Source organism: Arthrobacter sp. UCD-GKA, assembly GCF_001863355.1.
GTDB lineage: Bacteria > Actinomycetota > Actinomycetes > Actinomycetales > Micrococcaceae > Paeniglutamicibacter.
On record NZ_MOLR01000002.1, the window covers coordinates 164883 to 186957 of the forward strand.

General features: G+C 68.5%; 19 protein-coding genes. 5 read left to right on the plus strand and 14 right to left on the minus strand.

Annotated features, from left to right (window positions below; translation table 11 throughout):
- Nucleotides 1-12: 12 nt before the first annotated feature.
- From BLJ79_RS04005 to dut, 4 genes are read right to left on the minus strand one after another with little or no spacing between them, the layout of a single operon-like run.
- Nucleotides 13-741, minus strand: a complete 729-nt coding sequence (locus tag BLJ79_RS04005; RefSeq protein ID WP_071213397.1) for a DUF3159 domain-containing protein — start codon at nt 739-741, stop codon at nt 13-15.
- Nucleotides 742-801: 60 nt separating this feature from the next.
- Nucleotides 802-1212, minus strand: coding sequence for a hypothetical protein (locus tag BLJ79_RS04010; protein WP_083410992.1), 411 nt, complete (start codon nt 1210-1212; stop codon nt 802-804).
- A 4-nt stretch (nt 1213-1216) separates the two neighbouring features.
- On the minus strand, nt 1217-2020 hold the full coding sequence (locus BLJ79_RS04015) for a DUF3710 domain-containing protein (RefSeq protein WP_071213399.1): 804 nt from the start codon (nt 2018-2020) through the stop codon (nt 1217-1219).
- 48 nt (nt 2021-2068) lie between these two features.
- A complete protein-coding gene (gene dut, locus BLJ79_RS04020) occupies nt 2069-2539 on the minus strand; it encodes a dUTP diphosphatase (RefSeq protein ID WP_071213400.1) in 471 nt (156 codons plus the stop codon).
- 136 nt (nt 2540-2675) lie between these two features.
- Between dut and BLJ79_RS04025 the strand changes: the two genes are divergently transcribed.
- A complete protein-coding gene (locus BLJ79_RS04025; protein WP_071213401.1) occupies nt 2676-3230 on the plus strand; it encodes a DUF3093 domain-containing protein in 555 nt (184 codons plus the stop codon).
- 116 nt (nt 3231-3346) lie between these two features.
- Here BLJ79_RS04025 and BLJ79_RS04030 read toward each other — a convergent pair whose 3' ends face one another.
- The gene (locus BLJ79_RS04030) at nt 3347-3655 is read right to left on the minus strand and encodes a DUF4193 domain-containing protein (RefSeq protein WP_071213402.1); all 309 of its coding nucleotides are present in this window, start codon (nt 3653-3655) and stop codon (nt 3347-3349) included.
- A gap of 331 nt (nt 3656-3986) precedes the next feature.
- Between BLJ79_RS04030 and sepH the strand changes: the two genes are divergently transcribed.
- On the plus strand, nt 3987-5075 hold the full coding sequence (gene sepH / locus BLJ79_RS04035; protein ID WP_071213403.1) for a septation protein SepH: 1089 nt from the start codon (nt 3987-3989) through the stop codon (nt 5073-5075).
- A 123-nt stretch (nt 5076-5198) separates the two neighbouring features.
- On the opposite strand, the gene BLJ79_RS04040 is transcribed toward sepH, so the two are convergent.
- Genes BLJ79_RS04040 through BLJ79_RS04050 form a run of 3 tightly spaced genes read right to left on the minus strand, consistent with a single transcriptional unit; the run spans nt 5199 to nt 9812 of the window.
- On the minus strand, nt 5199-6380 hold the full coding sequence (locus BLJ79_RS04040) for an alkaline phosphatase family protein (RefSeq protein WP_071213404.1): 1182 nt from the start codon (nt 6378-6380) through the stop codon (nt 5199-5201).
- A gap of 23 nt (nt 6381-6403) precedes the next feature.
- Nucleotides 6404-7078, minus strand: a complete 675-nt coding sequence (locus tag BLJ79_RS04045; protein WP_071213405.1) for a DUF5998 family protein — start codon at nt 7076-7078, stop codon at nt 6404-6406.
- Between the two features lie 31 nt (nt 7079-7109).
- Nucleotides 7110-9812: a bifunctional acetate--CoA ligase family protein/GNAT family N-acetyltransferase gene (locus BLJ79_RS04050; RefSeq protein ID WP_071213406.1), complete on the minus strand. Its 2703-nt coding sequence runs from the start codon at nt 9810-9812 to the stop codon at nt 7110-7112.
- 125 nt (nt 9813-9937) lie between these two features.
- On the opposite strand from BLJ79_RS04050, the gene BLJ79_RS04055 reads away from it, so the two are divergent.
- Together BLJ79_RS04055 and BLJ79_RS04060 are read left to right on the plus strand one after the other, a co-directional pair.
- Nucleotides 9938-12595 (plus strand): DNA gyrase/topoisomerase IV subunit A, encoded by a 2658-nt coding sequence (locus BLJ79_RS04055; protein WP_071213407.1) that lies wholly within the window; start codon nt 9938-9940, stop codon nt 12593-12595.
- Between the two features lie 124 nt (nt 12596-12719).
- Entirely contained in the window at nt 12720-13238 is a 519-nt protein-coding gene (locus tag BLJ79_RS04060; RefSeq protein ID WP_071213408.1) for a hypothetical protein, read from the plus strand.
- Between the two features lie 33 nt (nt 13239-13271).
- Here the strand turns inward: BLJ79_RS04060 and cydC are convergent, their stop codons facing one another.
- The 6 genes from cydC to BLJ79_RS04090 form a co-directional block, all read right to left on the minus strand.
- Complete coding sequence (gene cydC / locus BLJ79_RS04065) at nt 13272-16625, minus strand: thiol reductant ABC exporter subunit CydC (protein ID WP_071213409.1); 3354 nt, start codon at nt 16623-16625, stop codon at nt 13272-13274.
- Nucleotides 16626-16650: 25 nt separating this feature from the next.
- Nucleotides 16651-17673 carry a cytochrome d ubiquinol oxidase subunit II gene (gene cydB, locus BLJ79_RS04070; RefSeq protein ID WP_071213410.1) on the minus strand — a complete coding sequence of 341 codons (1023 nt, stop codon included), beginning with the start codon at nt 17671-17673 and terminating at the stop codon, nt 16651-16653.
- Nucleotides 17674-17703: 30 nt separating this feature from the next.
- On the minus strand, nt 17704-19278 hold the full coding sequence (locus tag BLJ79_RS04075) for a cytochrome ubiquinol oxidase subunit I (protein WP_071213411.1): 1575 nt from the start codon (nt 19276-19278) through the stop codon (nt 17704-17706).
- A gap of 154 nt (nt 19279-19432) precedes the next feature.
- Nucleotides 19433-20539, minus strand: coding sequence for a tyrosine-type recombinase/integrase (locus tag BLJ79_RS04080; RefSeq protein ID WP_071213412.1), 1107 nt, complete (start codon nt 20537-20539; stop codon nt 19433-19435).
- Nucleotides 20540-20552: 13 nt separating this feature from the next.
- Nucleotides 20553-20915 carry an ImmA/IrrE family metallo-endopeptidase gene (locus BLJ79_RS04085; protein WP_071213413.1) on the minus strand — a complete coding sequence of 121 codons (363 nt, stop codon included), beginning with the start codon at nt 20913-20915 and terminating at the stop codon, nt 20553-20555.
- Nucleotides 20916-20985: 70 nt separating this feature from the next.
- Entirely contained in the window at nt 20986-21489 is a 504-nt protein-coding gene (locus tag BLJ79_RS04090; protein ID WP_071213414.1) for a hypothetical protein, read from the minus strand.
- 280 nt (nt 21490-21769) lie between these two features.
- On the opposite strand from BLJ79_RS04090, the gene BLJ79_RS04095 reads away from it, so the two are divergent.
- Nucleotides 21770-22048 (plus strand): helix-turn-helix transcriptional regulator, encoded by a 279-nt coding sequence (locus BLJ79_RS04095; RefSeq protein ID WP_217641790.1) that lies wholly within the window; start codon nt 21770-21772, stop codon nt 22046-22048.
- Nucleotides 22049-22075 lie beyond the last annotated feature (27 nt).

A 22075-nucleotide genomic window follows, 5' to 3' on the forward strand; every position in this document is an offset into this window, starting at 1 on the left:
CGCCGCCCCGGCCTATGCGGCAGGGTCGGTGGCCGGGGTGCCGGGTTGCGGGCGGGAAACCATCCAGGCGACCCACAGGCCCGCGGCATACAGCGGCACGCCCATGGCCAGGCGCGCGGCGCCCAGCGCCGGGACGTTGTCGGCGAAATACAGCGGAACCTGCACGGCCAGGCGCGCGGCGAAGACCCCCACCACGATCCAGGTCGCCCAGGCGTAGGCCTTGGTGCGGGACTTGCTGGAGCGCCACTTCGTGTTTTCCGAACGGATGAACCCGAAGATCACGCCCATCAGCGGCCAGCGAACCAGGATCGACACGACCAGCGCGCCGCCGTAGGCCAGGTTCGTGTAGAAACCCGGGACGTAGTAGTCCTTGGCCTCCCCGGTGACGCGGGAGAAGATCGCGCAGATTGCCACGCCCACCAGCCCGGTCAACGCCTGGGTGAGGACTCCGCGGCGCACCAGCCGGGCCACGGTGAACACCACCGCAACCGCCACCGAGGCGATCAGCGCCGGGTTCAGCTGCTGCCAGAGGGTGAAGATGACCAGGAAAACCAGGCCCGGAAGCAGCGACTCGAGAAGCCCGCGCACCCCGCCGACGGTCTTGAGCACGTCGATCTGCCCGCCGTCGCGGCGTTCGATCCCGGCATTGGCACCGATGCGCCGGGCCACGTCCTCGGCGCTCGGGCCGCTGTCGGCGCCGGGGCCCTCGGGCTTGGGGGTGTTTTCGCTGTGCTCGCTCATGGCCTTGTGTTGTCCTTGGGTGGCGTGGTGCTGTGGATGGGGGCGCCGCCGGGTGCCCGCTTATTTGGCGGCGGTGCGTTCGGGAAGGATCTCGTAGCGCGGGTTGAAGATCGTGGGGACCAGGTCGATGGGCGCCACCATGCCTTCGTAGCGGATCCTTGACCCGGCCAGGAGCCCCGGCACCCGGCGCTGGCCCACGAAGACCAGCCGCAGGTGCGGCACCGCGTTGCGGCGGCCCCCCGGGGGTGCGGGGTGGTCCACGATCGTCACGGTGAAGGCCGGGGCCTGCTGCGGGGGAAGGATCGTGATGGATTCGACATAGCCGCGGTGGGCGATGCGCCCGCGCACCGGAAGTTCGGCCAGCGAGGCCAGGCGCTGGAATCCGGTCTGCGGCATGACACCTGCCGCGGCCGCAGACGCGGCGGGTGCCGGCTGGCCCGGCTTGGCCTTGGGCGCCTTGTCCTTAGGCACGTCGCTAGCCGATCTGGGTGATTTCCGGGCCGCGATCGGGGCGCTCGGTGCCAGGGACCTGCTCCGCGGCATCAGGTGACTCGTTCGCGCGGGCCAGTGCGCCGGCGGGAACCGTCAACGGCAAGAGCTCGGTCGGGGGCATCGGGGTGTCTCCGCGCACCACCACGACCTGGGCCAGTGCATCCTCCATGGCCTTGGCTTCCTCGATGTCGGTCAGCGCGGCGCCGCCGATCACCGCACGCAGGAACCAGCGCGGGCCGTCGACGCCCAGGAAACGCAGCACCACATGGCCCTGGCGTCCGTCGGGAGCCACCTGCGGAACCCGGGCCAGCAGTTCGTTGCCGAAACGGCCCGGGACCATTTCGGTTTCCCCGCCCTGGTCGGCGATCCCGGTGGCGATCTGCGTGGAGATCCCCGGCCACAGCTCATCGGTCTTGGGTGCGGCAAAGACCTGCAGCTGCATGCGCGAGCCGCCGATCTCCAGGGCCACGGCGATGACCCGCTGCGTGGATTCCTCGACCTCGAGGCGCAGCTGCAGGCCGGGGACCGGCTTGATCAGCAGGGCGCCGAGGTCCAGGTAGCCGTCGTGGTCCTCGAAGTCGTCCCCGTCAAAGGGGCCCTGGGCGGTGTCCCGCACGGCGGCCGGTGCCGCTGCGCTGTCCCCGGCCCCCGGGGCGGGCGCAGGTTCGGCGGCGGCCGGGACCTCCGCGGCCGGTTCCTTGGCCTGCTCGGCCGCGGCATTGAGCTCGGCGATCGTCTGCTCGGGCTGCGCCTGGGCTTCGGCCTTCTTCTTGCGCTTGAAAATCATGGAAGTAGCTCTCTTGCTGTGTCGACCGCGGAGTTTCGGCGGCCGTACCTAGTGGCTGGTGGTTGCGGTTTCAAAACCGCCGGTGGAGCCAAAGCCGCCGGCGCCGCGCGCGGTGTCATCAAGTTCCTGCACCTGGATGAACCGGGCCCGTTCGACCCGCTGGATCACCAGTTGGGCGATGCGGTCCCCGCGCTTCAGCACGATCGGGGTGGTTGCATCCGTGTTCAACAACGTGACTTTCAACTCACCACGGTACCCGGCATCGACGGTTCCGGGCGCATTGACCACGGTCAAACCGTGCTTGGTCGCTAGTCCGGAGCGAGGGTGGATGAGTCCGACGAAGCCCAGCGGCAGTGCCAGGGAAACACCGGTGGGAACCAAGGCGCGCTGCCCCGGCTCCAACGTGACGTCCTCGCGGGCGCACAGGTCGGCTCCCGCATCCCCTTCGTGTGCATAGCTTGGAACCGGAAGATCGGGATCAAGCATTTTCAGGGCGATATCGACACTCGATGCGGACATGTGTTTTCCACTCCAGGGGTTCGGGTTGGGGTGTGCGCGCCGTCGGTGCGAACGCGAGCTTTCGCCATTAACTCTAGTCCCTTGCGGCGGTTTCCGATGGCCTCGGGGCAACGGCCCACCGCCTATGCTTGTGGGTATGGCCGAGAACCCTTCCCCAACGCAACCCGCCCCCGTCCACTTCCGAGAAAAGCTGTGGCCCGCCTGGTGGATCTGGGTCGTGACGCTGGGCCTGGGCGGCACCGCCGCCGTCGCCTTCATGCCCATTGGCATCTCCTGGGGCGTGGTTGCCGGCATCGTCGCCCTGGGCCTGATCGCCTTCGCGCTGGTCATGAGCACCCCCGTCATCGAGGTCACCGACCACTCCGTGCGCGTGGGACGGGCCACCATCGAGCGCGAGTTCGTGGGCGAGGTCACCGGCTACCGCGGTTCGGCCGCCTACCACCAGCGCGGCCCGGGCCTGAACGGCATCGCCTTCATGTGCATCCGCGGCTGGATCGACCCGGTGGTGCGCATCGAGATCACCGATGAGCGCGATTCCACCCCCTACTGGCTGGCGTCCACCCGCCGCCCGGAGGAACTCACCGCGGCCCTGGGCGGGCTGATGGTGCAGTACCGCGAGGCACAGGATGCCGGGAACGAGCCCGACAGCGCCCACACCCCGGACTCCCCCGCCGGGTCGGAAACGGCCTAGGCCCCACCGGTCCCCACGGCAGCAAGAAGCGCCCGCCGCCTCCGCCCCCCGCATAAACACGGGGCAAGCGGAAGCGGCGGGCGCTTTGTCGTTCGTCGAGGGACCCGGCCCTCGGCCTAGCCCTCGCAGTCGGTGCAGTACAGCAGCCCGTCCTTTTCCAGGGCGATCTGCGAGCGGTGCCGCACCAGGAAACAGGAGGCACAGGTGAACTCGTCGGCCTGCGCCGGAAGCACCATGACCGCCAGCTCCTCGCCGGAGAGGTCGGCGCCGGGCAGCTCGTAGCTGTCGGCCAGTGCCGCTTCGTCTTCGTCAATGAGGTTCGAGGCATTGGTGTTCGTGTTGCGTTGCGCCTTCAGCTCGGGCAGTGCCTCGGGCTTCTCATCGTCTTCGGCATGCCTTCGAGGTGCATCGTAGTCGGTTGCCATAATTGCTGCTTCACACTCCGCTTGGTTCAAGCTGTCGTTCGTATCGGGGCTGCACGGGGGCCATGTTGGTGCCCCGGTCAACCCGCGCGTTTGGATGCGCCTATGATTCAACGCAGAACAGGTCGTTTTTGTGCCCGGTTCCCCACGGCCTGATTATCATTGCACCTTCCGGGCCGAAGTCTGGATTTATTGCCCGGTTTTACCGGTTTTAGCGTTCCCTTGAGGGAATAATCATGAAGCCGCCGCGCGCCACACCAAGGCGCCTCTTAGGTATTTGGCGGTGCAGGTGGCAGAGTTTTACCCATAACACGACGGTTTGTGGAGGATAGTCATGCGTCAACTCCGACTGGTGGGCATCCACGAGAACGGTGAGAGCCTGCACCTGAGCAGCGAGGATGGCAACAGCTTTGTGCTGCCCATCGATGAAGCGCTGCGCAGTGCATTGACTCGAGCTGCCCGGGCCGATCGTTCCCAGGAGCCCGTTGCCCCGCTGTCGCCGCGCGACATCCAGACCCGGATCCGCTCTGGGGCCACCGCCGAGGAAGTCGCAGCCGATTCGGGCATGCCGCTGGAACGCATCATGCGCTACGAGGGCCCGGTGCTGGCCGAACGCGAATACATCGCCGCCCAGGCCCGCAACGTCGAGGTCTCGGCCCCGCAAACCCACGACGGCTACCGCAGCATCTTCGGGGAAGAGCCGGCCAACCTCGGCGAAATGGTCGCCTACCGCATCCACTCGCTGGGCATCGACAACGAAACCCTTGCCTGGGATGCCTGGCGTGCCTCCGACGGATCCTGGGACGTGGTGGCCCGCTTCGAGCTGCCCGACACCGATGCGAGCATCGCCCTGGATTCCGGTTCCGAGGAATCAATGGCCAAGTGGTCCTTCCACCCCAGCCGCAAGTCGCTGCAGAACGCAAACCGCTGGGCCCAGGTGCTCAGCGAGCTCGAGCCGCTCGACGCCCCGGTCGGCGCCCGCCGCCTGACCGCCGTCGCCGACGCCCCCTTCGATGTCGAGGCCGACGGCGACGAGGTGGACTTCGAGTCCGCCGTGGCCGACTCCGAACAGCTTCTGGACGTGCTCAGCGCCCGCCGCGGGCAGCGCCTGGGCCTCGACGAAGAGGGCGACGACGCCCTGGCCGCGATGCTCTCCCGCTCCCCGCACCCGGACGACGACCCGCGCCTGGCCGGCCCCGCCCCGCTGGACGACGGGCTGCCGAAGCTCTACGACGGCATCAGCACCCGCACCACCTCCATCTCCCTGGTGCCCGGCCCCCGGCACGGCACCGACGAAGACAAGGACCCGGAGAACGGGGCCGAGTCCGGCGAAGACGAGACCGGCGGCAAGAAGAAGGCCAAGCGTTCCTCGGTTCCCAGCTGGGACGAGATCGTCTTCGGGCGCCGCAACAACAACGACTGACTTCCCCGGGTTTCGCCCAGGCGCCGTCCGGCGGACGGTCCCGGCGAGCCACGGACCGCACAGCGAAGGGCCCGGACCCGGCATGTATCCCATGCCGGGTGCGGGCCCTTGGCGTTGGTGCCGCTACTTCTTCGCGGGCTTCGCCAGCACCAGCAGCGGGACCTCGCACTCGGCGCGGGTCAGCGAGCCGTGCTGCCCGACCATCGCGAACGCCGCGGGCTTGACCCTGCGCCCGTCCAGGAACGCCACGTCCTCGGCGGCCAGGATCAGCAGGTCCCCGATGCGGTCGCGCACCGCTTCGGCCACCGGCCCGAACAGCCCGTGCGCAATGGCCTCGTCGCGGGAAAGGACCCAGGCCTTGGCGCCAAAGCGTTCGCGCCAGGCCTCGGCCACGGCCTCGCGCCGTTCTGCGGAGGTGCCGGCATCGAAGTGCAGCTGCACCCCGCGCGGTTCCCCGGCGGTCAGTTCCACCCCGTCGACAAGGTCGGGGAACTCGGAGTAGTCGATCCGCCATTTCTCCTCCACGTCGACCATCCCGTGGTCGGCGGTCAGCAGCAGCAGGGTGCCGGCCGGGACGCGGGCGGCCAGGGTCCGCATGAGCGAGTCCAGGTCCTCCAGCGCGTTGCCCCATTGCGCCGAGCCCTTGCCGTGGCGGTGCCCGGCCTTGTCCAGCTCGTTGAAGTAGCAGTAGACCAGGGCGCGCGGGTTGGCCGCCAGTACCTCGCACGTTGCCCGCACGCGGGCGTGCGTGGATTCGGCCGGCGTGAAGACCGGGCCGCGCAGCGCCGCCGCGGTCAGCGCCGAGCCCTTGAACTGGGACAGGGACACCGTGGCGGTGTGCACCCCGGCCTCTGCGGCCTTCTCGAAGACCGTCGGGTGCGGTTGCCAGGAGTGCGGGTCAAGGTCCTTGGGCCAGCCGCCGAGCTGGTTCACCACGCGGCGGCGGGCCGGATCCACGGAGTCGTAGCCGACCACCCCGTGTTGCCCCGGAGGCAGGCCGGTGCCCAGGGACGCCAGCGAGGCCGCGGTGGTGGAGGGGAAGGAGGACAACAGCGTCTGGGAGTTCTCCATGAGCTTGCGCAGGAACGGGGCGTGTCCCCCGCGCGAGCGCAGCAGCGCCTTGCCCAGCCCGTCGACCATCACCACGGCGATGCGGTTGGCCGCCGGAAGCCCCAGGTGGTTTTCGAAGCCCGGCACCCCCAGCGCGGCGGCGGCGCTGGGAAGCAGCTCGGCGATGGTCTTGCTGCCGTAGGGCGGGGCCGCCGGAAGTGCGGAGGCCGGGGTCTTGCGGGTGCTGGTTGCCAAGATGCGTGTGCCTTTCCGCGGCCTTAGCCCTGGTGGGTGTTGCGGCCGAAGCGCGAGCCTACGCGGCCGCGGACCTCTGCCGCGGGTGCCGGAAGGACGGTGCGCACCTCGGTGCCGCGCGGGGCGGAGGCCCGGCGCATGGCCTTGGCGAAGCTGCGGGCGGCGGTCACGGCCTTGACGCCGTCGGCCTCGGCGCTGACGCGCAGCACCAGGTCCTCCTGCTGGGAAGTGCCGGTGTAGCCGTGGTCGGCATCGCAGTTGGGGTCCGCGCACCCGGCCGGGGCCAGGTCGATGCGCTGGGCGCCGGCCCAGGCGATGCCCAGGGTCAGTTCCTTGACCATGTCGCCGGTGCGGTAGTTCTGCGGCTGGTGGTAGACGTAGCTGGTGGCCACGGTGGCGACCTTGGACAGCTGGACCAGCTCGGTGGAGATCTGGGCCATGACTTCCTTGCCCTTTTCGTCGAGCTGCTGGTCATCGACGTGGGTGACCAGCAGGACGTCCTCGGCCAGCACCAGCACGGTGATGTGGCGGTGGACCTCGTGCTGGTCGAAGTGGGTCTCCAGGTGCACCAGGTGGCCGCCGGGTTCACGGCCGTCGAGGGCCTCGTCAATGACGTCCGCAACGATCTTGGGGTAGAAACCCGCGCGGTTGAGGTCAGCTTGCAGGTCCGGGTCCGAGGCAGAAGAAAGGGGGGTCATGCCCTCCAGTCTACCCAAGGGCACCGACGGCTCAGTGGCTCATGGCCCGCCGGGCCGAATCGGTGCGTTGCTCCGCATTGCCCAGCCAGGTGTCCACGCCGAGCACCACCGTGCCGCTGGCGGTGGCCATGACCGGATTGATCTCCAGCAGGGACACCTCCGGGTGGTTGTCCTTCAGCGTCGCCACGCGGTTGACCAGGTCCTCGATCGCCGCCAGGTCCACCGCGGGAAGCCCCTGGTAGCCGCGCAGCCGGGCCGCGGCCCTCGGGGTGCCCACCAGGTCCGAGAGGTCGGTGGTGGTCAGCGGCGGGATTCCGTGCGCCCAGTCGTCAAGCAGGTTCACCGCGTCCCCGGCCAGCCCGAAGGAGACCACCGGGCCCAGCAGCGGATCCTCGACGGCGCGGATGACGCAGCCCTGGCCGGCCGGGGCCATGGACTGGATCTCGAGGTCGGTGGCCCCGTAGGGGTCCAGGACCTCGCGCATGTGCGCGATGTTCGAGCGCAGCGAGGATTCATCGGTGATGTTCAGCCGGACCCCGCCCAGATCCAGGCGGTGGCGCAGGTGTTCGTCGCGGGCCTTGATGGCCACCGGCCAGCCCAGCCGCGCGGCGGCGGCAACGGCCTGGTCCGCGGTCTCGAATCCGGCGGATTCCAGCACCCGGATCCCGTAGTGGCCCAGCAGTTCCGCGGCCTGCGCCTTGGACAGGTGCAGCAAATCCACCCCGACCACCGCGCCCAGCGCGTCCTCGATGAAGTCCGCGGCCGCCGCCACGTCGATGCCCTCCGGGGCGATGACCTCCCCGTGTGCCCGGGCTACCCAGCGCGCATAGCGGACAATGGCCGCCAGCGCGTTGACCGCGACCCCGGGGCTGGAGTAGCAGGGCAGGCCGTAGCCGCGCCCGTGGGCATCCGTGCCGGCGTCGAGCAGCCCGTCGGCGGTGGACACCGGGTCCAGCAGGCCGGTGAACACGGCCACCACCGGCTTGCCCGAGGGTGCCGCGGCCTCGCGGATGGCCCCGGCCAGCATGGCGTTGGTGAGCCCGGGTTCGGGCAGCAGCGTGATGATCCCGCAGTGCACCGCCGGGTCGTCCAGCGCCCGCACCAGGGCCGCGGCCAGCCGCGGCAGGGCGCGGGAGGCCCCGTCGTGCAGGGCAATGTCCGCATCGGAAACAGCGACATCGAGCCCGTTCTGCCCGGCGGCGTCGGCGACCACCGAGGCCAGGGCCGCGGAGTTGGCCAACACCGCGATCCCGTTACCCGCCGGCAGCGGCTGGGCGGCGACGACCTGGGCGACCTCCATCAATTCCTCGTTGGTGCGCACCCGGATCACCCCGGATTGGCGCAGCATCGCATCGACCGCGGCGGTGGGCGCCTGGGTGGTGCGCACCGCGTGGCCCGGGGGCAGGCGCAGTCCCATGACATCGGACTTGGCCACGATCACGGGCTTGGAGTGCGAGAGCCGGCGGGCGATGCGGGAGAACTTGCGCGGGTTGCCGAAGGATTCCAGGTACAGGCCGACCGCGCTCGTGGCGGTGTCGTCCTCCCAGAACTGCATGGCGTCGTTGCCCGAGACATCGGCCCGGTTCCCCGCCGAGACGATCGAGGAGACCCCGACGCCGCGGCGCACCGAGGCCGCATAGAGCAACACGCCCACGGCGGCCGATTGGCTGAACAGCCCCAAGGTTCCGCGCTTGGGCATGCCCGGGGCCACCGAGGCGTTCATGGAGGTGGCCGGATCGGTGTTCACCAGGCCCAGGGAGGCGGGGCCGATCACGCGCATGCCGTTGGCGCGGGCCAGGCGGACCAGGTCGCGCTGGCGCGCCAGCCCGGATTCGCCGTCCTTCTCGAAGCCGCCGGTGGCGATCAGCAGCCCCTTGGCACCCACCGCCGCGCATTCGGCGATGACCTGGTGGATGGATTCCTCGGGAACGGCAACCACGGCAAGGTCGATGGGTCCGGGAACTTCCGCCACGGAGGCGTAGCTGGCCAGCCCGCCGAGCTCGAAGGCCTGCGGGTTCACCGCGTACACGGTTCCGGTGTAGCCGCCCTCGATGATGTTGTGCAGCAGCGTGTGCCCGATGGTGCCCCATTCGCGGCTGGCGCCGATCACCGCGATGGAGGCCGGGGCCAGCAGCCCGGCCAGCGACTTGGCCTCGGCGCGGTGCTCGCGCGATTCCATCACCGCCCGGGATTTCTCCGTGGGGTCGATGGGGAACTCGAGCATCACCACGCCCTCGTCGAAGTGCCGCGCCACCGCATAGCCGGCCTCGGCGAAGACCGTGAGCATCTTCCGGTTCTCCGGCAGCACCTCGGCGGAGAAGCGCTCGATGTCGTTCTCGCGCGCCGCCGCGGCCAGGTGTTCGAGCAGGATCGAGCCCACGCCCATGCCCTGGTAGGCGTCGGAAATGTTGAAGGCGACCTCGGCCTCGGCGGGGTCGTCGAGCCGGTCGTAGCGGCCCACCCCGATGATGTCCTCGCCGCGGATCACCACGAAAGCGACCCGGTCCACGTGGTTCACTTCGGTGAAGCGTTTAAGCTCTTTGGCCGTTAGCGCGGATTTGTACGTAAAATAGCGCATGTAGACGGAGGATTCCGACTGGCTCCGATGCATTTTTTGCAAATTGTCGGCGTCGGTTGGTTGAATCGGGCGTAGATGTGCCGTCGAGCCATTGCGCAAAACAACGTCCGCTTCCCAATGGGACGGATATTCACCGGGTTTACGACCATCCACCATAGGCTTAGCCTAGCGGCCGCCGCGACTCGGGCACTTGGATCGACGCGCCGGAACCGCAGCACGACATGAAACCTGGCCTTGCCCAAGGCCTGGCATCAGTACCGAATCGAGGATTCACACCCAATATGGCGCGCAAAAAGCCTGAACCACTGCCCGCGGATTTCGTGGAACACATCGTTGACATCGATGTGACCAAGGAAATGGAAGGCTCCTTCCTGGAGTACGCCTACTCGGTGATCTACTCCCGCGCCCTGCCCGATGCCCGAGACGGGCTCAAGCCGGTGCAGCGGCGCATCCTGTTCATGATGTCCGAGATGGGCCTGCGCCCGGAGCGCGGGCACGTGAAGAGCGCCCGCGTGGTCGGCGAGGTCATGGGCAAGCTGCACCCGCACGGCGACACCGCCATCTACGACGCGATGGTGCGCATGAGCCAGGGCTTCGCGCTGCGCCTGCCGCTGATCGACGGGCACGGGAACTTCGGTTCGCTGGACGACGGCCCGGCCGCCCCGCGCTACACCGAGGCGCGCCTGGGTGCCTCGGCGGTGGCAATGACCGCGAACCTGGACGAGGACGTCGTTGACTTCGTCCCCAACTACGACAACCAGTTCATGCAGCCGGCGGTGCTCCCCGCGGCCTTCCCGAACCTGTTGGTCAACGGCACCACCGGCATCGCCGTGGGCATGGCCACCAACATGGCACCGCACAACCTCGGCGAGGTCATCGCCGCGGCCCGGCACCTGATTGCCCACCCGGACGCCGACCTGGCGGCCATCATGAAGTTCATCCCGGGACCGGACATGCCCACCGGCGGCCGGGTCGTGGGACTTGACGGGATCCGCGACGCCTACCGCACCGGCCGGGGCACCTTCAAGACCCGGGCCAAGGTGGAGCTGGAGCAGATCACCGCGCGCCGGCAGGGCCTGGTGGTAACCGAGCTGCCCTACATGGTCGGCCCGGAAAAGGTGATCGAGAAGATCAAGGACGCGGTCAACGCCAAGAAGCTCACCGGCATCGCCGACGTGGTGGATTTGACCGACCGCAACCACGGGCTGCGCCTGGTCATCGAGCTGAAGAACGGCTTCAACCCCAACGCGGTGCTGGCCCAGCTGTTCAAGTTCACCCCGATGGAGGATTCCTTCGGCATCAACAACGTGGCCCTGGTCGAGGGCCAGCCGCGCACGCTGGGGCTGCTGGAGCTGCTCACCGTGTACGTGGAGCACCGGCTGCTGGTGGTGCGCCGCCGCACCAGCCACCGGCTGGCCAAGAAGCTGGACCGGCTGCACCTGGTCGAGGGCCTGCTCATCGCGATCGTCGACATCGACGAGGTCATCGCGATCATCCGCTCCTCCGACGAGACCGCCCAGGCCCGCGAGCGCCTGATGACCATCTACGACCTGTCCGAGCTGCAGGCCAACCACATCCTGGAGCTGCGCCTGCGCCAGCTGACCAAGTTCTCCCGGCTGGAACTGGAGAAGGAAGCCGAGGAACTGCGCGCGGCCATCGAGGAGCTCAAGGCGATCCTGGACTCCGACACCCTGCTGCGCGAGATGGTTTCCGGCGAGCTGGCTCAGATGAGCGAGCAGTTCGCCACCCCGCGCCGGACCGTGCTGCTGGAATCCGAGTCCGGGTCCCCGCTGAAGGGAACCGCTTTGCCGGCGGTGGCCACCACCGGCAAGGCCGCCCCGCTGAGCCTGGAGATCGCCGACGACCCGTGCCGGGTGCTGCTTTCGGCCACCGGCCAGGTCGCCCGCATGTCCTCGGCCGATCCGCTGGACGGCGCCGGGGCACGGGTGAAGCACGATGTGCTGGCCTCCGTGGTGGCCACCAGTGCCCGCGGGGAGATCGGCGGGATCACCTCCACCGGCCGGATGCTGCGCCTGCAGGTCGTTGACCTGCCGCTGCTGCCCCCGGCCCACGGATTCCCGCAGCTCACCGGCGGGGTGAAGGTCGACGAGTTCGCCCAGCTGGGCAAGGGCGAGAAGATGGTCGCCCTGGTGCCGCTGAACAAGGTCGTGGCGCTGGGCACCGCCAACGGCGTGGTCAAGCGGCTGGCCCCGGACTACCCGCTGAACCGCGACGAGTGGGAAGCCATCACGCTCAAGGACAACGACGCCGTCATCGGCGCCGCCGTGGGCGAGGACGATGCGGAACTGGTCTTCGCCACCCGCGGTGCGCAGCTGCTGCGCTTTGCCGCCTCCGCGGTGCGCCCCCAGGGCCGCACCGCAGGGGGCATGGCGGGGATCAAGCTGGGTGCCGATGACGCGGTGATCTTCTTCGGCGTCCTCGAATCCGACGCCCAGGCCCCGGTCTTCGTGTCCATCGCGACCGGGTCGAACACGTTGCCGGGCACCGCCTCGCACTCGGTGAAGGTCACCGACTTCGCCGAGTACCCGGCCAAGGGCCGGGCGACCGGCGGGGTGCGGGCCCACCGCTTCCTGAAGGGCGAGGACCACCTGGAGCTGGCCTATGCCGGTGCCGGCCCGGCGCGGGCCTCCTCCGCCGCCGGCGTGGTGCGGGCCCTGCCGACCGAGTACGCCAAGCGCGACGGCTCCGGGGTCCCGCTGGCCCAGGGCATCGACCTGCTCGGCGGCACCCCGGTGGCCGAGGGCAACGAGGCGAACGGCGCCGCGGCGCCGGAGGGGCAACTGCCGCCCCCCGGATCCTCGAAGCGCGCGCCGCTGGTCGCGCCCGACCAGGACTCCGTGCCCTTTGCCGATTCGGGCGTGGTCGAGGTCGAGCCCGCCCGCCGGGTCGCGATCCAGGACTCGCTGCTCGACGAGTAGCACCGCTGAACCGCCAACCGCGTGGTCCGGGGGCACGCCCTGGACCGCGCAGGCCTCCCCGGCCAGGTCGTGAAGGCCGGGAAACTCCCGGCGTTTGGGCCCCCGACAGATAGAGGTATCCCCCATGTCCGAAGACCGATGGATCCTGCTGGGGATCGTGATGTCCGTCGTGCTCCTGGCCACTGCCGTGGTCCGGTGGTCCAGGCGCCGGCCGAACCGGGACCCGGACAACGCCGAAACGCTCCGCCTGCCGAAGATCACCGCCGTGGCGGGCTGGCTGGTAGCCCCGGTCGGGCTGCTGCTCATCCTCTCCGCCGGATCCGGCGCCATGGACCCGGAGGACCGGACGCCGATGCTCATCTTCGGCATCGTGCTGTTCCTGGTCGCGGCTCTGCTGGTTGCCGGCTACGTGAACTGGTACATCATCATCCGCGACGACGAGATCATCCAACGCACCGTCACGCGCAAACTGCGCACCATCCGCTACGACAACCTCGACAAATGCCGGAAGTCCAGCAACGGTGCGGCGTCGATGCTCAAGCTGTGGGGCTACGACGGGGTGGTGATCACGTTCAATGCCGGTGCCTTCGACGCCTCCCCGGTATTGGCCGCCCTCGAGCGGCGCCAGACCCCCGGCCGCTGAGGGTTCCCCCCGCGCCCGGGCCGGCGGCCCGGATCACGCCGGGACCGGGGCCCGGTGCGCCGGATCCGCCAGGTCCCGGACCGTGTCGCCCAGCGCTGCCACCGCGGCATCGTGGGTGACCAGCAGCACCGCCTGCCCCGTCAGCGCGGCGCGCAGGTCGGAGACGAGTTCCACGGCCTCGTCCGCACCCAGGTGCGCCGTGGGCTCGTCCAGCAGCAGCACCCGGGCGCGGGCCACCACGGCGCGCGCCACGGCCAGGCGCTGGCGCTGCCCGCCGGATAGGTGGTGGCCCCCGGAGCCGATCCGCGAGTCCAGGCCCTGCGGCAACGTGGCCAGCCAGGGACCCAGTCCCACGCGGTCCAGCACCGCCTCCAGCTCCGCGTCCCCGGGCTGGTCCCCGCTGTCCCGGCCCAGGGCCAGGTTGGCACGCACCGAGGAGTCGAAGAGGTGCGCCTCCTGCGGGCACCAGGAAACCCGCGCCAGGTCGGCCGTGCGGGCCCCGGCCCAGTCCCCGGTCCCGCGCCGGGCTTCCAGGGTTCCGGACAACGGCTCCAGCGCGCCGAGCAGTGTCGCCAGCAGCGTCGATTTCCCCGTTCCCGAGGGCCCGGTCACGGACACCCAGCGGCCGGGTTCCAGCTCCACGTCCAGTCCCCGGAGGACCGGGCTGCCGGCGGCCCAGCCGATGTCCGCGCCGCGCAGTCGCAGTCCCAGGGCGCCAGCGTTGTCCGTCTCCGTGGTGTTCGTGTCCGTGCCCGCTGTGGCGGGGGCCGGCTTCCCCTCCGTGAGGTTTGACCAGACGCGGCGCAGCACCGCGTCGAGCTGCGGCAGCTGCTGGATGGAGATCGCGGTGTTGGCGATCGGCTCGCCGAGGGCCAGCAGCAGCAACCCGGCAACCGCCGCCTGCTCTCCCCCGGTGCCGACCATCAGCACGGCCAGCACGGCCGCCGCGGCGGACAGCAGCGCCGCGCCGCCCTGGGCCAGCCCGGCTCCGCGTGCCGCGGCCCGCAGCGATGCCGTGGCGGCGGAATCCACCGTGGTGAAACCGGCCAGCGCGCGATCCGCTGCCCGGTTGGCGCGCAGGTCCACGGCCGCACCCAGCAGCGTGGGCACCCGGGAACCGAGCCAGATGCGGTGTTCGGCCGCCTCGGTGGTGCTGCGCCGCTCCACGGCCAACACGGCCAGCGGCAACCCGATGAAGGCCGCAAGGCCGAGGCCGAGCGCCAGCGGCAGCGCGGCGGGCGCCCAGCTGCCGATGCCGATGGTGACGGCGGCCCAGGTGGCGATCCCGGCCACCGGTGGCACCAGCACGCGGGGAACGGCGTCGCGCACCTCGTCGACCTCCGCCACCAGATGGCCCAGCGCGGCACCGGAGCGGGTGAGCCGGCCCCAGCTGGCCGGCCGGGCGACCAGCGCGTCCCAGAGCCGCTGGCGGAGGTTCGAGGCGAAGCCCAGCACCGCGTCGTGCACGCGCAGTTGTTCGGCGTAGCGCAGCACGGAGCGGCCGATGCCGAAGGCGCGCACGCCCACGATGGCGACCATCAGGTGCAGCATCGGGGGTTGGTGGCTGGCGGTGACGATGAGCCAGCCGGAAACGCCGGTGAGCCCGGCACCGAAGATTGCCGCGGCCGCGGCCAGCAGCAGACCGCCGAGCATCCCGCGGCGGAACCAGGGCATGGACCCGAGCAGCCGCCAGTGCCCGCCGCGCCGGGTGCCCGCGGGCCGCGCGGCGGAGGCGGACGGGGCCGTCGGTGCCGTGCCCGTCCCGGCCCCCGGGCCCGGGTCCGCGGCGGCGCGGTGCCCGGCGGCCGGGAGCGCCCCGGTGTCCTGGCCGCGAAGCATGGCGGCCAGCTCGCGGTCGTGGGAGGCGACCAGCAGCGCGCATCGGGGGCGCAGTCCGGACAGCGCCTGGCGGATGCCGGCGGCGGATTCCTCGTCCAGGTGCGCCGTCGGTTCGTCGGCCAGCACCAGTTGGAGCCGTGGGTCTGCGGTGGCCCGGGCCAGCACCCGGGCCACGGCGACGCGGCGCAGCTCCCCGGGGCTGCAGTCCACCAGGTCCCGGGAGGCCAGGTGGGCGATGCGTGCGTCGTGCAGCACGCCGCCGAGCATCGCGGCGGTCAGCGGTTCCCCCGCGTGCAGGCGGATTTCCTGCTCCACGGTGGCCTCGGTGAACCGGGGGTGCTGGGAAATGTACGCGGTGCGGGAGTGGTCCACCCGAATCCGGCCGGTGGTTTCGGCCCCCGGTTCCAGCTGGCCGAGCACTGCATGCAGCAACGTGGTTTTTCCGCTGCCGCTGGCGGCATCCAGCACGTGCGCCGAGCCGGCGGCCAGCGCCAGGTCCAGGCCCTTGACCACCGGTTCGCTGCGTTCGGCGTGCCGGATGGAGAGGTTCTCTATTTCCAGCACCCGGGAGGTCTGGGCGGGGTCCTGGCCCGTGGCTTCGCGGGCATCGCCGGGTCCGCAGCCGATGAATCCCTCGCTGCGTTCCAGGGCCTGGACCCCGTCCTCGGAGGCGTGGAATGCGGCGCCCAGCGCGCGCAGCGGCAGGTAGCATTCGGGGGCGAGGACCAGGGCCAGCAGCCCGGCCTCGAGTCCCATGTGCCCGTAGACCAGGCGCACGCCGATGAACACTGCGACCACGGCCACGGAGATCGTGGCGATCAGTTCCAGGGCGAGCCCGGAGAGGAAGGCGGTGCGCAGCGTCGTCATGCTGGTGGCCCGGTAGTCCTCGGAGACCTTGGCCATGGCCCGGCCCTTGCCCTCGGCGCGGCGCAGCCCGATCAGCGCCGGCAGCCCCTGGGCCAGTTCCAGCAGGTGGTTGGAGAGCCGGTCCAGCCCGGCGGCGGCGGCCTTGATGCGGTCCTGGGTGTGCAGCCCGATCAGGATCATGAACACCGGGACCAGCGGGATGGTCAGCACCACGATGAGGGCCGAGACCCAGTCGGCCACCAGGATCCGCACCCCCACGACCGCGGGGATGACCATGGCCGAGACCAGGGCGGGCAGGTACTTGGTGTAGTAGTTGTCCAACCCGTCCAGGCCGCGGCTGGCCAGGGCCGCCAGTGCCCCGTGGCCGGGGTCCTTGCCGCTGACGTTCCCGTTGAGGCCGGCATCCATGAGCCGGGAGCGCAGCTTTTCCTTGGCGCCCAGGCCGGCGCGCTGCGCGGCGAACTCGGTGGCCCACACCGCGCCGGCGCGCAGCAGCGCCCCGCCCAGTCCCCAGGCCAGCAGCCGGCGGGCATCGAGGTCGGTGCCGGCGGCCAGCTGGGCGATGGCCGTGGCCAGGGCATCGGCGATCAGGATCAGCCCGACGGCCTTGAGCGCCGCCAGCCCGGCGAGCAGCGCCAGCACAATACGCGATCCGGTTCCTGCGGGCAGTACGGGTTTCATGGTGTGGGTCTTCTCCTGCCGGTGGTCAGACAATCGGGGTCACGGCGTGGGCGTCGGGGATGTGGGCCTCGCTGATGCGCTTGCGGAACACCCAGTAGGTCCATCCCTGGTAGGCCAGTACCAGCGGCAGCCCGAACGCCGCCACGATGCTCATGAGCCCCAGCGTGTAGGGGCTGGAGGATGCGTTGGTGACGGTCAGGTTGTAGGCGGCGTCGATGGTGGAGGGCAGCACATTGGGGTAGGCGGCCACGAAGATCGCCGCCACGCCCGCCAGCAGGAAGATGCCCATCCCGGTGAAGGCCAGGCCCTCGTTGGTCTTGCGGGCATGGATCCAGGCGAACACCAGTGCGCACACGGCCAGTGCCAGCGGGGCCAGGGCCGTGGCGCTGTGGTTCAGCAGCACGACTGCCACCGCCCACGCGGCCAGCGGCAGCAGTGCCACCGGGAGCCAGCGGGCCAGGATCCGGGCGGCCCGCGTGCGGATCTCCCCGTCGGTCTTCAACCCGAGGAACGCCAGGCCCTGGACCAGGCAGAAGGCGACGACCCCGATCCCGCCCAGGACCGCATACATGTTGAACCAGGCGAAGGGCCCGCCGACGCGGTCCCCGTTGGCGTTCAGCGGCAGTCCGGTGGTGCTCAGCGCGAGCATCGCCCCGACACCGAACGCCGCGGTGAAGGAGCCGAGGCAGATCGCCCAGTCCCAGGCGTTGCGCGCGGTCCGGGTGTGGGCCTTGCCGCGGTATTCGAACGCCACGGCACGGAAGATCAGTGCCACGAGCACCAGCACCAGCGGGACGTAGAGGGCGGAGAAGAGCGAGGCATACCAGTACGGGAAGGCGGCGAAGGTCGCGGCGCCGGCGGTGATCAGCCACACCTCGTTGCCGTCCCAGACCGGCCCGATGGTGTTGAGCAGCACGCGGCGTTGCTTCTCGTTCCGGGCGAAGGTCTTCATGAGCATGCCCACGCCCAGGTCGAAGCCTTCGAGGAAGAGGTAGCCGCCCCAGAGCACGGCTATCAGGATGAACCACAAGGTGGGAAGGAATTCCACGGTAAGTGTCCTAACTCGTTGGTCGGCTGGTCAGTAGGCGAAGGACAGCACATCGGTGTCCTTCTGTCCGTCGTCGGGGCGATCGTGCAGTTCGGGCATGGCCGATCCGATGCCGCCGCGCACGTAGCGGGTCAGCAGGACGACCTCGACCACGAGCAGGACCGCGTAGATCAGCGTGAGGACGATCAGCGAGAAGAGCATCTCCCCGGCGCTGACTCCCGGGGAGACTGCGGCGGCGGTGTACATGAACACCTGGTCGATGCCCTCGAAGCTCGGGTTGGGTGCCACGACGAAGGGCTGGCGGCCCATCTCGGTGAAGATCCAGCCGGCGGAGTTGGCCCCGAAGGGTGCCAGCATGCCAAACAGTGCCAGCCGGGAGATCCATTTGCTGTGCGGCACGGTTCCCTTGCGGGTCAGCCACAGGGCCACCGCGGCGGCTACCGCCGACAGGCCGCCAAGGGTGATCATCAGGCGGAAGCCCCAGTAGGTGACCTCCATGACCGGCAGGTAGTTGATTTCGGTTCCGGCGCGGTCGCCGTAGATCGGGTTGTCGGGCAGGTGGGTCCCGTACTTTTCCTGGTACTCCGGCAGGAGCGTGTTGACGCCCTTGACCTCGGTGGTGAAGTTGTCGTGCGCGAGGAAGGACAGCAGCCCCGGGATCTCAAACACCCCGACCACGTCGTCGCAGGTCGTTGCCCCGCCGCTGCGCAGGTCCCCGATGGACAGCAGGGAGAATCCGGTGCCGTCGTGGCATGCTGCCTCGGCCGCCGCCATCTTCATGGGCTGCTGCTGGATCATCAGCTGGGCCTGGGCGTGGCCGGAAAGTGCCACACCCGCAAAGGCCACCATGGCAACGACGGCACCGATGCGCAGGGACTTGATCCAGACCCTGTAGTCGATCTTGTCGCGGTTCCTGCCCAGGGTGGCGGACTCCCCCACCACGACCTTTCCGTCGGCATCGACGGTGTCGATCCCGGATTGGCGGCGCTTGTACAGGTGGTACCAGGAGATGCCCAGCAGGAATCCGCCGGCCACCGCGAAGGCGCCGAAGATGGTGTGGGGGAAGGTGACCAGGGCGGTGTTGTTGGTGAACACGGCCCAGGCGTCGGTCATCACGGCCCGGCCGTTGATTATTTCGGTGCCCACCGGGTGCTGCATCCAGGAGTTGGCCACGAGGATGAAGTAGGCCGAGAGGATGCTGGCCAGCGATGCGATCCAGATGGCGGCCAGGTGGATGCGCCTGGGCAACCTGTCCCAGCCGAAGATCCAGAGCCCGAGGAAGGTTGATTCGACGAAGAATGCCAGCAGGGCTTCCATGGCCAGCGGTGCGCCAAAGACGTCCCCGACGAAGCGGCTGTATTCGCTCCAGGCCATGCCGAACTGGAATTCCTGGACGATGCCGGTGGCCACGCCCATGATGAAGTTGATGAGGAAAAGCTTTCCCCAGAACTTGGTCATGCGCAGGTACTCTTCCTTGCCGGTGCGGTGCCACGCGGTCTGCAGCACCGCGACCACCAGGCCCAGGCCAATGGTGAGCGGGACCATCAGGAAGTGATAAACGGTGGTGATACCAAATTGCCATCTGGCAATTTCCAGTGCATCCATGCCAAACCCTTCAATGCCGGAATTCGCGGGCGCAATGTCGGCCCGTCGCCCCAAGTTCTACGCATCGTAGAACTCGTTTCTACCCACTGTAGAAGTATTTCCCTTGCAAACAAAGCCAAGTAGGCGAGTGTGGCGGAATCGTGGCGGAACACACTCAGCCCAAAGCCACCAGCCCGTCAGACATGGCCGCCAGCTTCGACTCATCATCCGCCCACAAATGCCCGTAGGTGCGTAGCGTTTCGTTCGCATCCTTGTGCCCCAGCCGGTGAGCAACCGCCACTGGAGACGCTCCCCCCGCAATCAGCAGCGACGCATGATGGTGGCGGAGCTGGTGCCACCCGGGCCCCATCCACGGCAGATCCTCCCGCGCTTCCGTCCATGCGCCCACGGCCCGGCCGCCGGTGATCACCGACCCCTTCATGTGGAACAGCAAACCGAGGGCTCCCGGCGCCGCAAGCAAGGGTTCGAGCAACGCGCACGTCTTGGGCCCGATGGTCACGTCACGGTAGGAGTAATCATTCTTGAGCGGGCCCAGGAGCGGCTTTGCGATGCGGCTCAGGTGCTCTTGCTGCTCGACAATCACCACGCCGCGATTCAGGTCCACATATTCGGCTGTGAGCCCCCTCCACTCTGCTGGCCGGAGCCCGGTTGCTGCAGCAAAGATCGCCGCCGAACGATACGGTTCCTCGAGCTTGCTCACGATCTGCTGGACCTGGGCAATCGACAAGGGGACGATTCGTTTCCGGTCGCCTGCCGGCATGTTGATTTTCACGCAGGGAAATTCGCGGATCTGCTTGTTCAGTGCGGCGTCGGACATCATGCCACGCACGTACCGGTACATCAGGTAGACCGTGGATGAAGCGAGCCCGGACGCTGCCCACTCGTTCACGACGGCTTGGATGCGGGGTCGGTCAATGGAGTGCATCCAGTCGTGTTGGAACGATTTGAGGATCCAGTTTTTGGCGTGGGAGTCGATGGTCTTGAGGGATGATTTGCGCTGGTGCAGTTGGGCGGCCCGCCAGATGTCCCAGTACTCGGTGAATGGCATGTCGGGTTTGATGCCGTTGGGGTCTAGGGCGTTCTGGATGACTTTGGCGTCGATCCATGCTTTGGCTGCGTCCTTCATTTCGAATGATCGCTTTTCTTCGTCGCCGCGGTCATTGGTCCAGACGGCTTGCCAGCGTTTGCCGATGCCGTATCTTTTGGACCGGGTCTTTTTGTCTTTGAGGTGCCAGGTGTCTGTGACGCGTCCGGTTGCCATGGTGGGGTCCCCCTTATTTTTGGGTTCGCAGAATGGTGCGCATGTAGGCGTGGACGTCTCTTGGGAGGACGTTGAGCTCGTGCGCGAGTGCTGTGGGTGTGTTGTAGATGCGGGCTGCGTGTTGGAAGTCGCAGTGCATGATGAGCCAGGCGGCGGCTAGTTCTTCGGCGTCGCGTTCTTGGGCGAGGCTGTGGCCGTCGTGCTGGAGGGCGGCGTGGGCCGCTTCGTGTGCCAGTGTGGAGCGCCGCTGGGTGGGCGCGAGGTTGTGGCGTAGGCCAATGGTGTTGGTGGTGATGTCGTAGGCGCCCCACCAGCCGTGTGGCAGGTCGGTTTCGATGATGGTGACGTTGAGCTGCACCAAGACGTTTTCGAACATGTGTTCGACCTTATGGGCAGTAGGCGTCAGTTAGTCGAATCTGTGACGAATGTTTCCGAAGCGTTACTGGCTAGTCATCAGGCAGCTGGTCGTGGTCGATTCCAGCCTCGCCCTTGTCGGCCGCGGCCTGGGCCCAGTTCGGCGTCGGGAAGGGGTGCACGTTGTTCGGTGCGTCTTCGGCAGAATCTTCGACCCCTTCGGGTGCGGCCGCGTCGACTCGCTCCATCCACCAGAGCATGTTCTGGGCGGTGTCGAGCAGGAGGCGACGCGATTCCTCTGGGAGTCGGCCGGCTTCCGGGATCAGGAGGTCGTTGTCGCTGGAGGCGTGGATGGGCATCCCGACGGAGACAGCTGCGGCGTGGAGGACGTCGATGAGGCGGACGCCGAGGCCCCTGGAGAGGCCCATGAGGACGTCCACGGTGGGGAAGTCCTTGATGGGCTTGGTGGCGAGGCGCTGGGCGTTGACGGTGGAGGGCACTCCGCCGCATGCAGCGGACAGCCTGGCGTAGGAGCGGTCACCCTTGTGGTTGAGGATGAGTGCCTGGAGGCCGTTCTTGGGAAGTTTGCTTGTCATGCCAACCACTGTCGCTAGTTTCGTCGATTAGCGCATTCGCATACGTTTCCGATGCGCCTACTGGGAATTCTGCCTTATTGAAGTAGATGTGCCTACTAACAAAAAGGCGACCTTCCAGACTGGTGCCTACTTGCAAGAAGCAATTTGCCTGATTCAAGTTGACAACCTGCCTACTGGGATGAGATGCTTTTCCTATCAACAAGAAACAAACCCGCCTACAACAGACAGGAACCCAATGTCACCCTTCCGAACCAAATGCCGCTGGCAGAGAGGAACATACATGCGCCTCGCATCGAAAGAACGATTCAAGACGTTCGTTTACACCAAGCAAGACATGGACGCCATCAAGGCGGGACACCCTTCGGACTTCCGCAAGATCAGCCAACGCAAGTTGGCCAAACGGGTCGGCGTCCACCCAAGCTTCATCAACCACCTGGTGTCCGGCTATCGCACAGACTGCACCACCGAGGTCGCCGAGAGCATCGCGGAGGTACTCGGCTTGGACGTTACTGTCCTTTTCGACCCGCAAGAACCTATTTCAAATCGCAAGACCGCCTGATTCAAGCGGTCAAAAGTTCTGGAAAGG

Bases quoted from the DNA above. Each gene is read 5' to 3' on its own strand.
- BLJ79_RS04005 (WP_071213397.1), bottom strand. From the start codon at position 741: ATGAGCGAGCACAGCGAAAACACCCCCAAGCCCGAGGGCCCCGGCGCC.
- BLJ79_RS04015 (WP_071213399.1), bottom strand. From the start codon at position 2,020: ATGATTTTCAAGCGCAAGAAGAAGGCCGAAGCCCAGGCGCAGCCCGAG.
- dut (WP_071213400.1), bottom strand. From the start codon at position 2,539: ATGTCCGCATCGAGTGTCGATATCGCCCTGAAAATGCTTGATCCCGAT.
- BLJ79_RS04025 (WP_071213401.1), top strand. From the start codon at position 2,676: ATGGCCGAGAACCCTTCCCCAACGCAACCCGCCCCCGTCCACTTCCGA.
- BLJ79_RS04030 (WP_071213402.1), bottom strand. From the start codon at position 3,655: ATGGCAACCGACTACGATGCACCTCGAAGGCATGCCGAAGACGATGAG.
- sepH (WP_071213403.1), top strand. From the start codon at position 3,987: ATGCGTCAACTCCGACTGGTGGGCATCCACGAGAACGGTGAGAGCCTG.
- BLJ79_RS04045 (WP_071213405.1), bottom strand. From the start codon at position 7,078: ATGACCCCCCTTTCTTCTGCCTCGGACCCGGACCTGCAAGCTGACCTC.
- BLJ79_RS04050 (WP_071213406.1), bottom strand. From the start codon at position 9,812: ATGGTGGATGGTCGTAAACCCGGTGAATATCCGTCCCATTGGGAAGCG.
- BLJ79_RS04055 (WP_071213407.1), top strand. From the start codon at position 9,938: ATGGCGCGCAAAAAGCCTGAACCACTGCCCGCGGATTTCGTGGAACAC.
- BLJ79_RS04060 (WP_071213408.1), top strand. From the start codon at position 12,720: ATGTCCGAAGACCGATGGATCCTGCTGGGGATCGTGATGTCCGTCGTG.
- cydC (WP_071213409.1), bottom strand. From the start codon at position 16,625: ATGAAACCCGTACTGCCCGCAGGAACCGGATCGCGTATTGTGCTGGCG.
- BLJ79_RS04075 (WP_071213411.1), bottom strand. From the start codon at position 19,278: ATGGATGCACTGGAAATTGCCAGATGGCAATTTGGTATCACCACCGTT.
- BLJ79_RS04080 (WP_071213412.1), bottom strand. From the start codon at position 20,539: ATGGCAACCGGACGCGTCACAGACACCTGGCACCTCAAAGACAAAAAG.
- BLJ79_RS04085 (WP_071213413.1), bottom strand. From the start codon at position 20,915: ATGTTCGAAAACGTCTTGGTGCAGCTCAACGTCACCATCATCGAAACC.
- BLJ79_RS04090 (WP_071213414.1), bottom strand. From the start codon at position 21,489: ATGACAAGCAAACTTCCCAAGAACGGCCTCCAGGCACTCATCCTCAAC.
- BLJ79_RS04095 (WP_217641790.1), top strand. From the start codon at position 21,770: ATGCGCCTCGCATCGAAAGAACGATTCAAGACGTTCGTTTACACCAAG.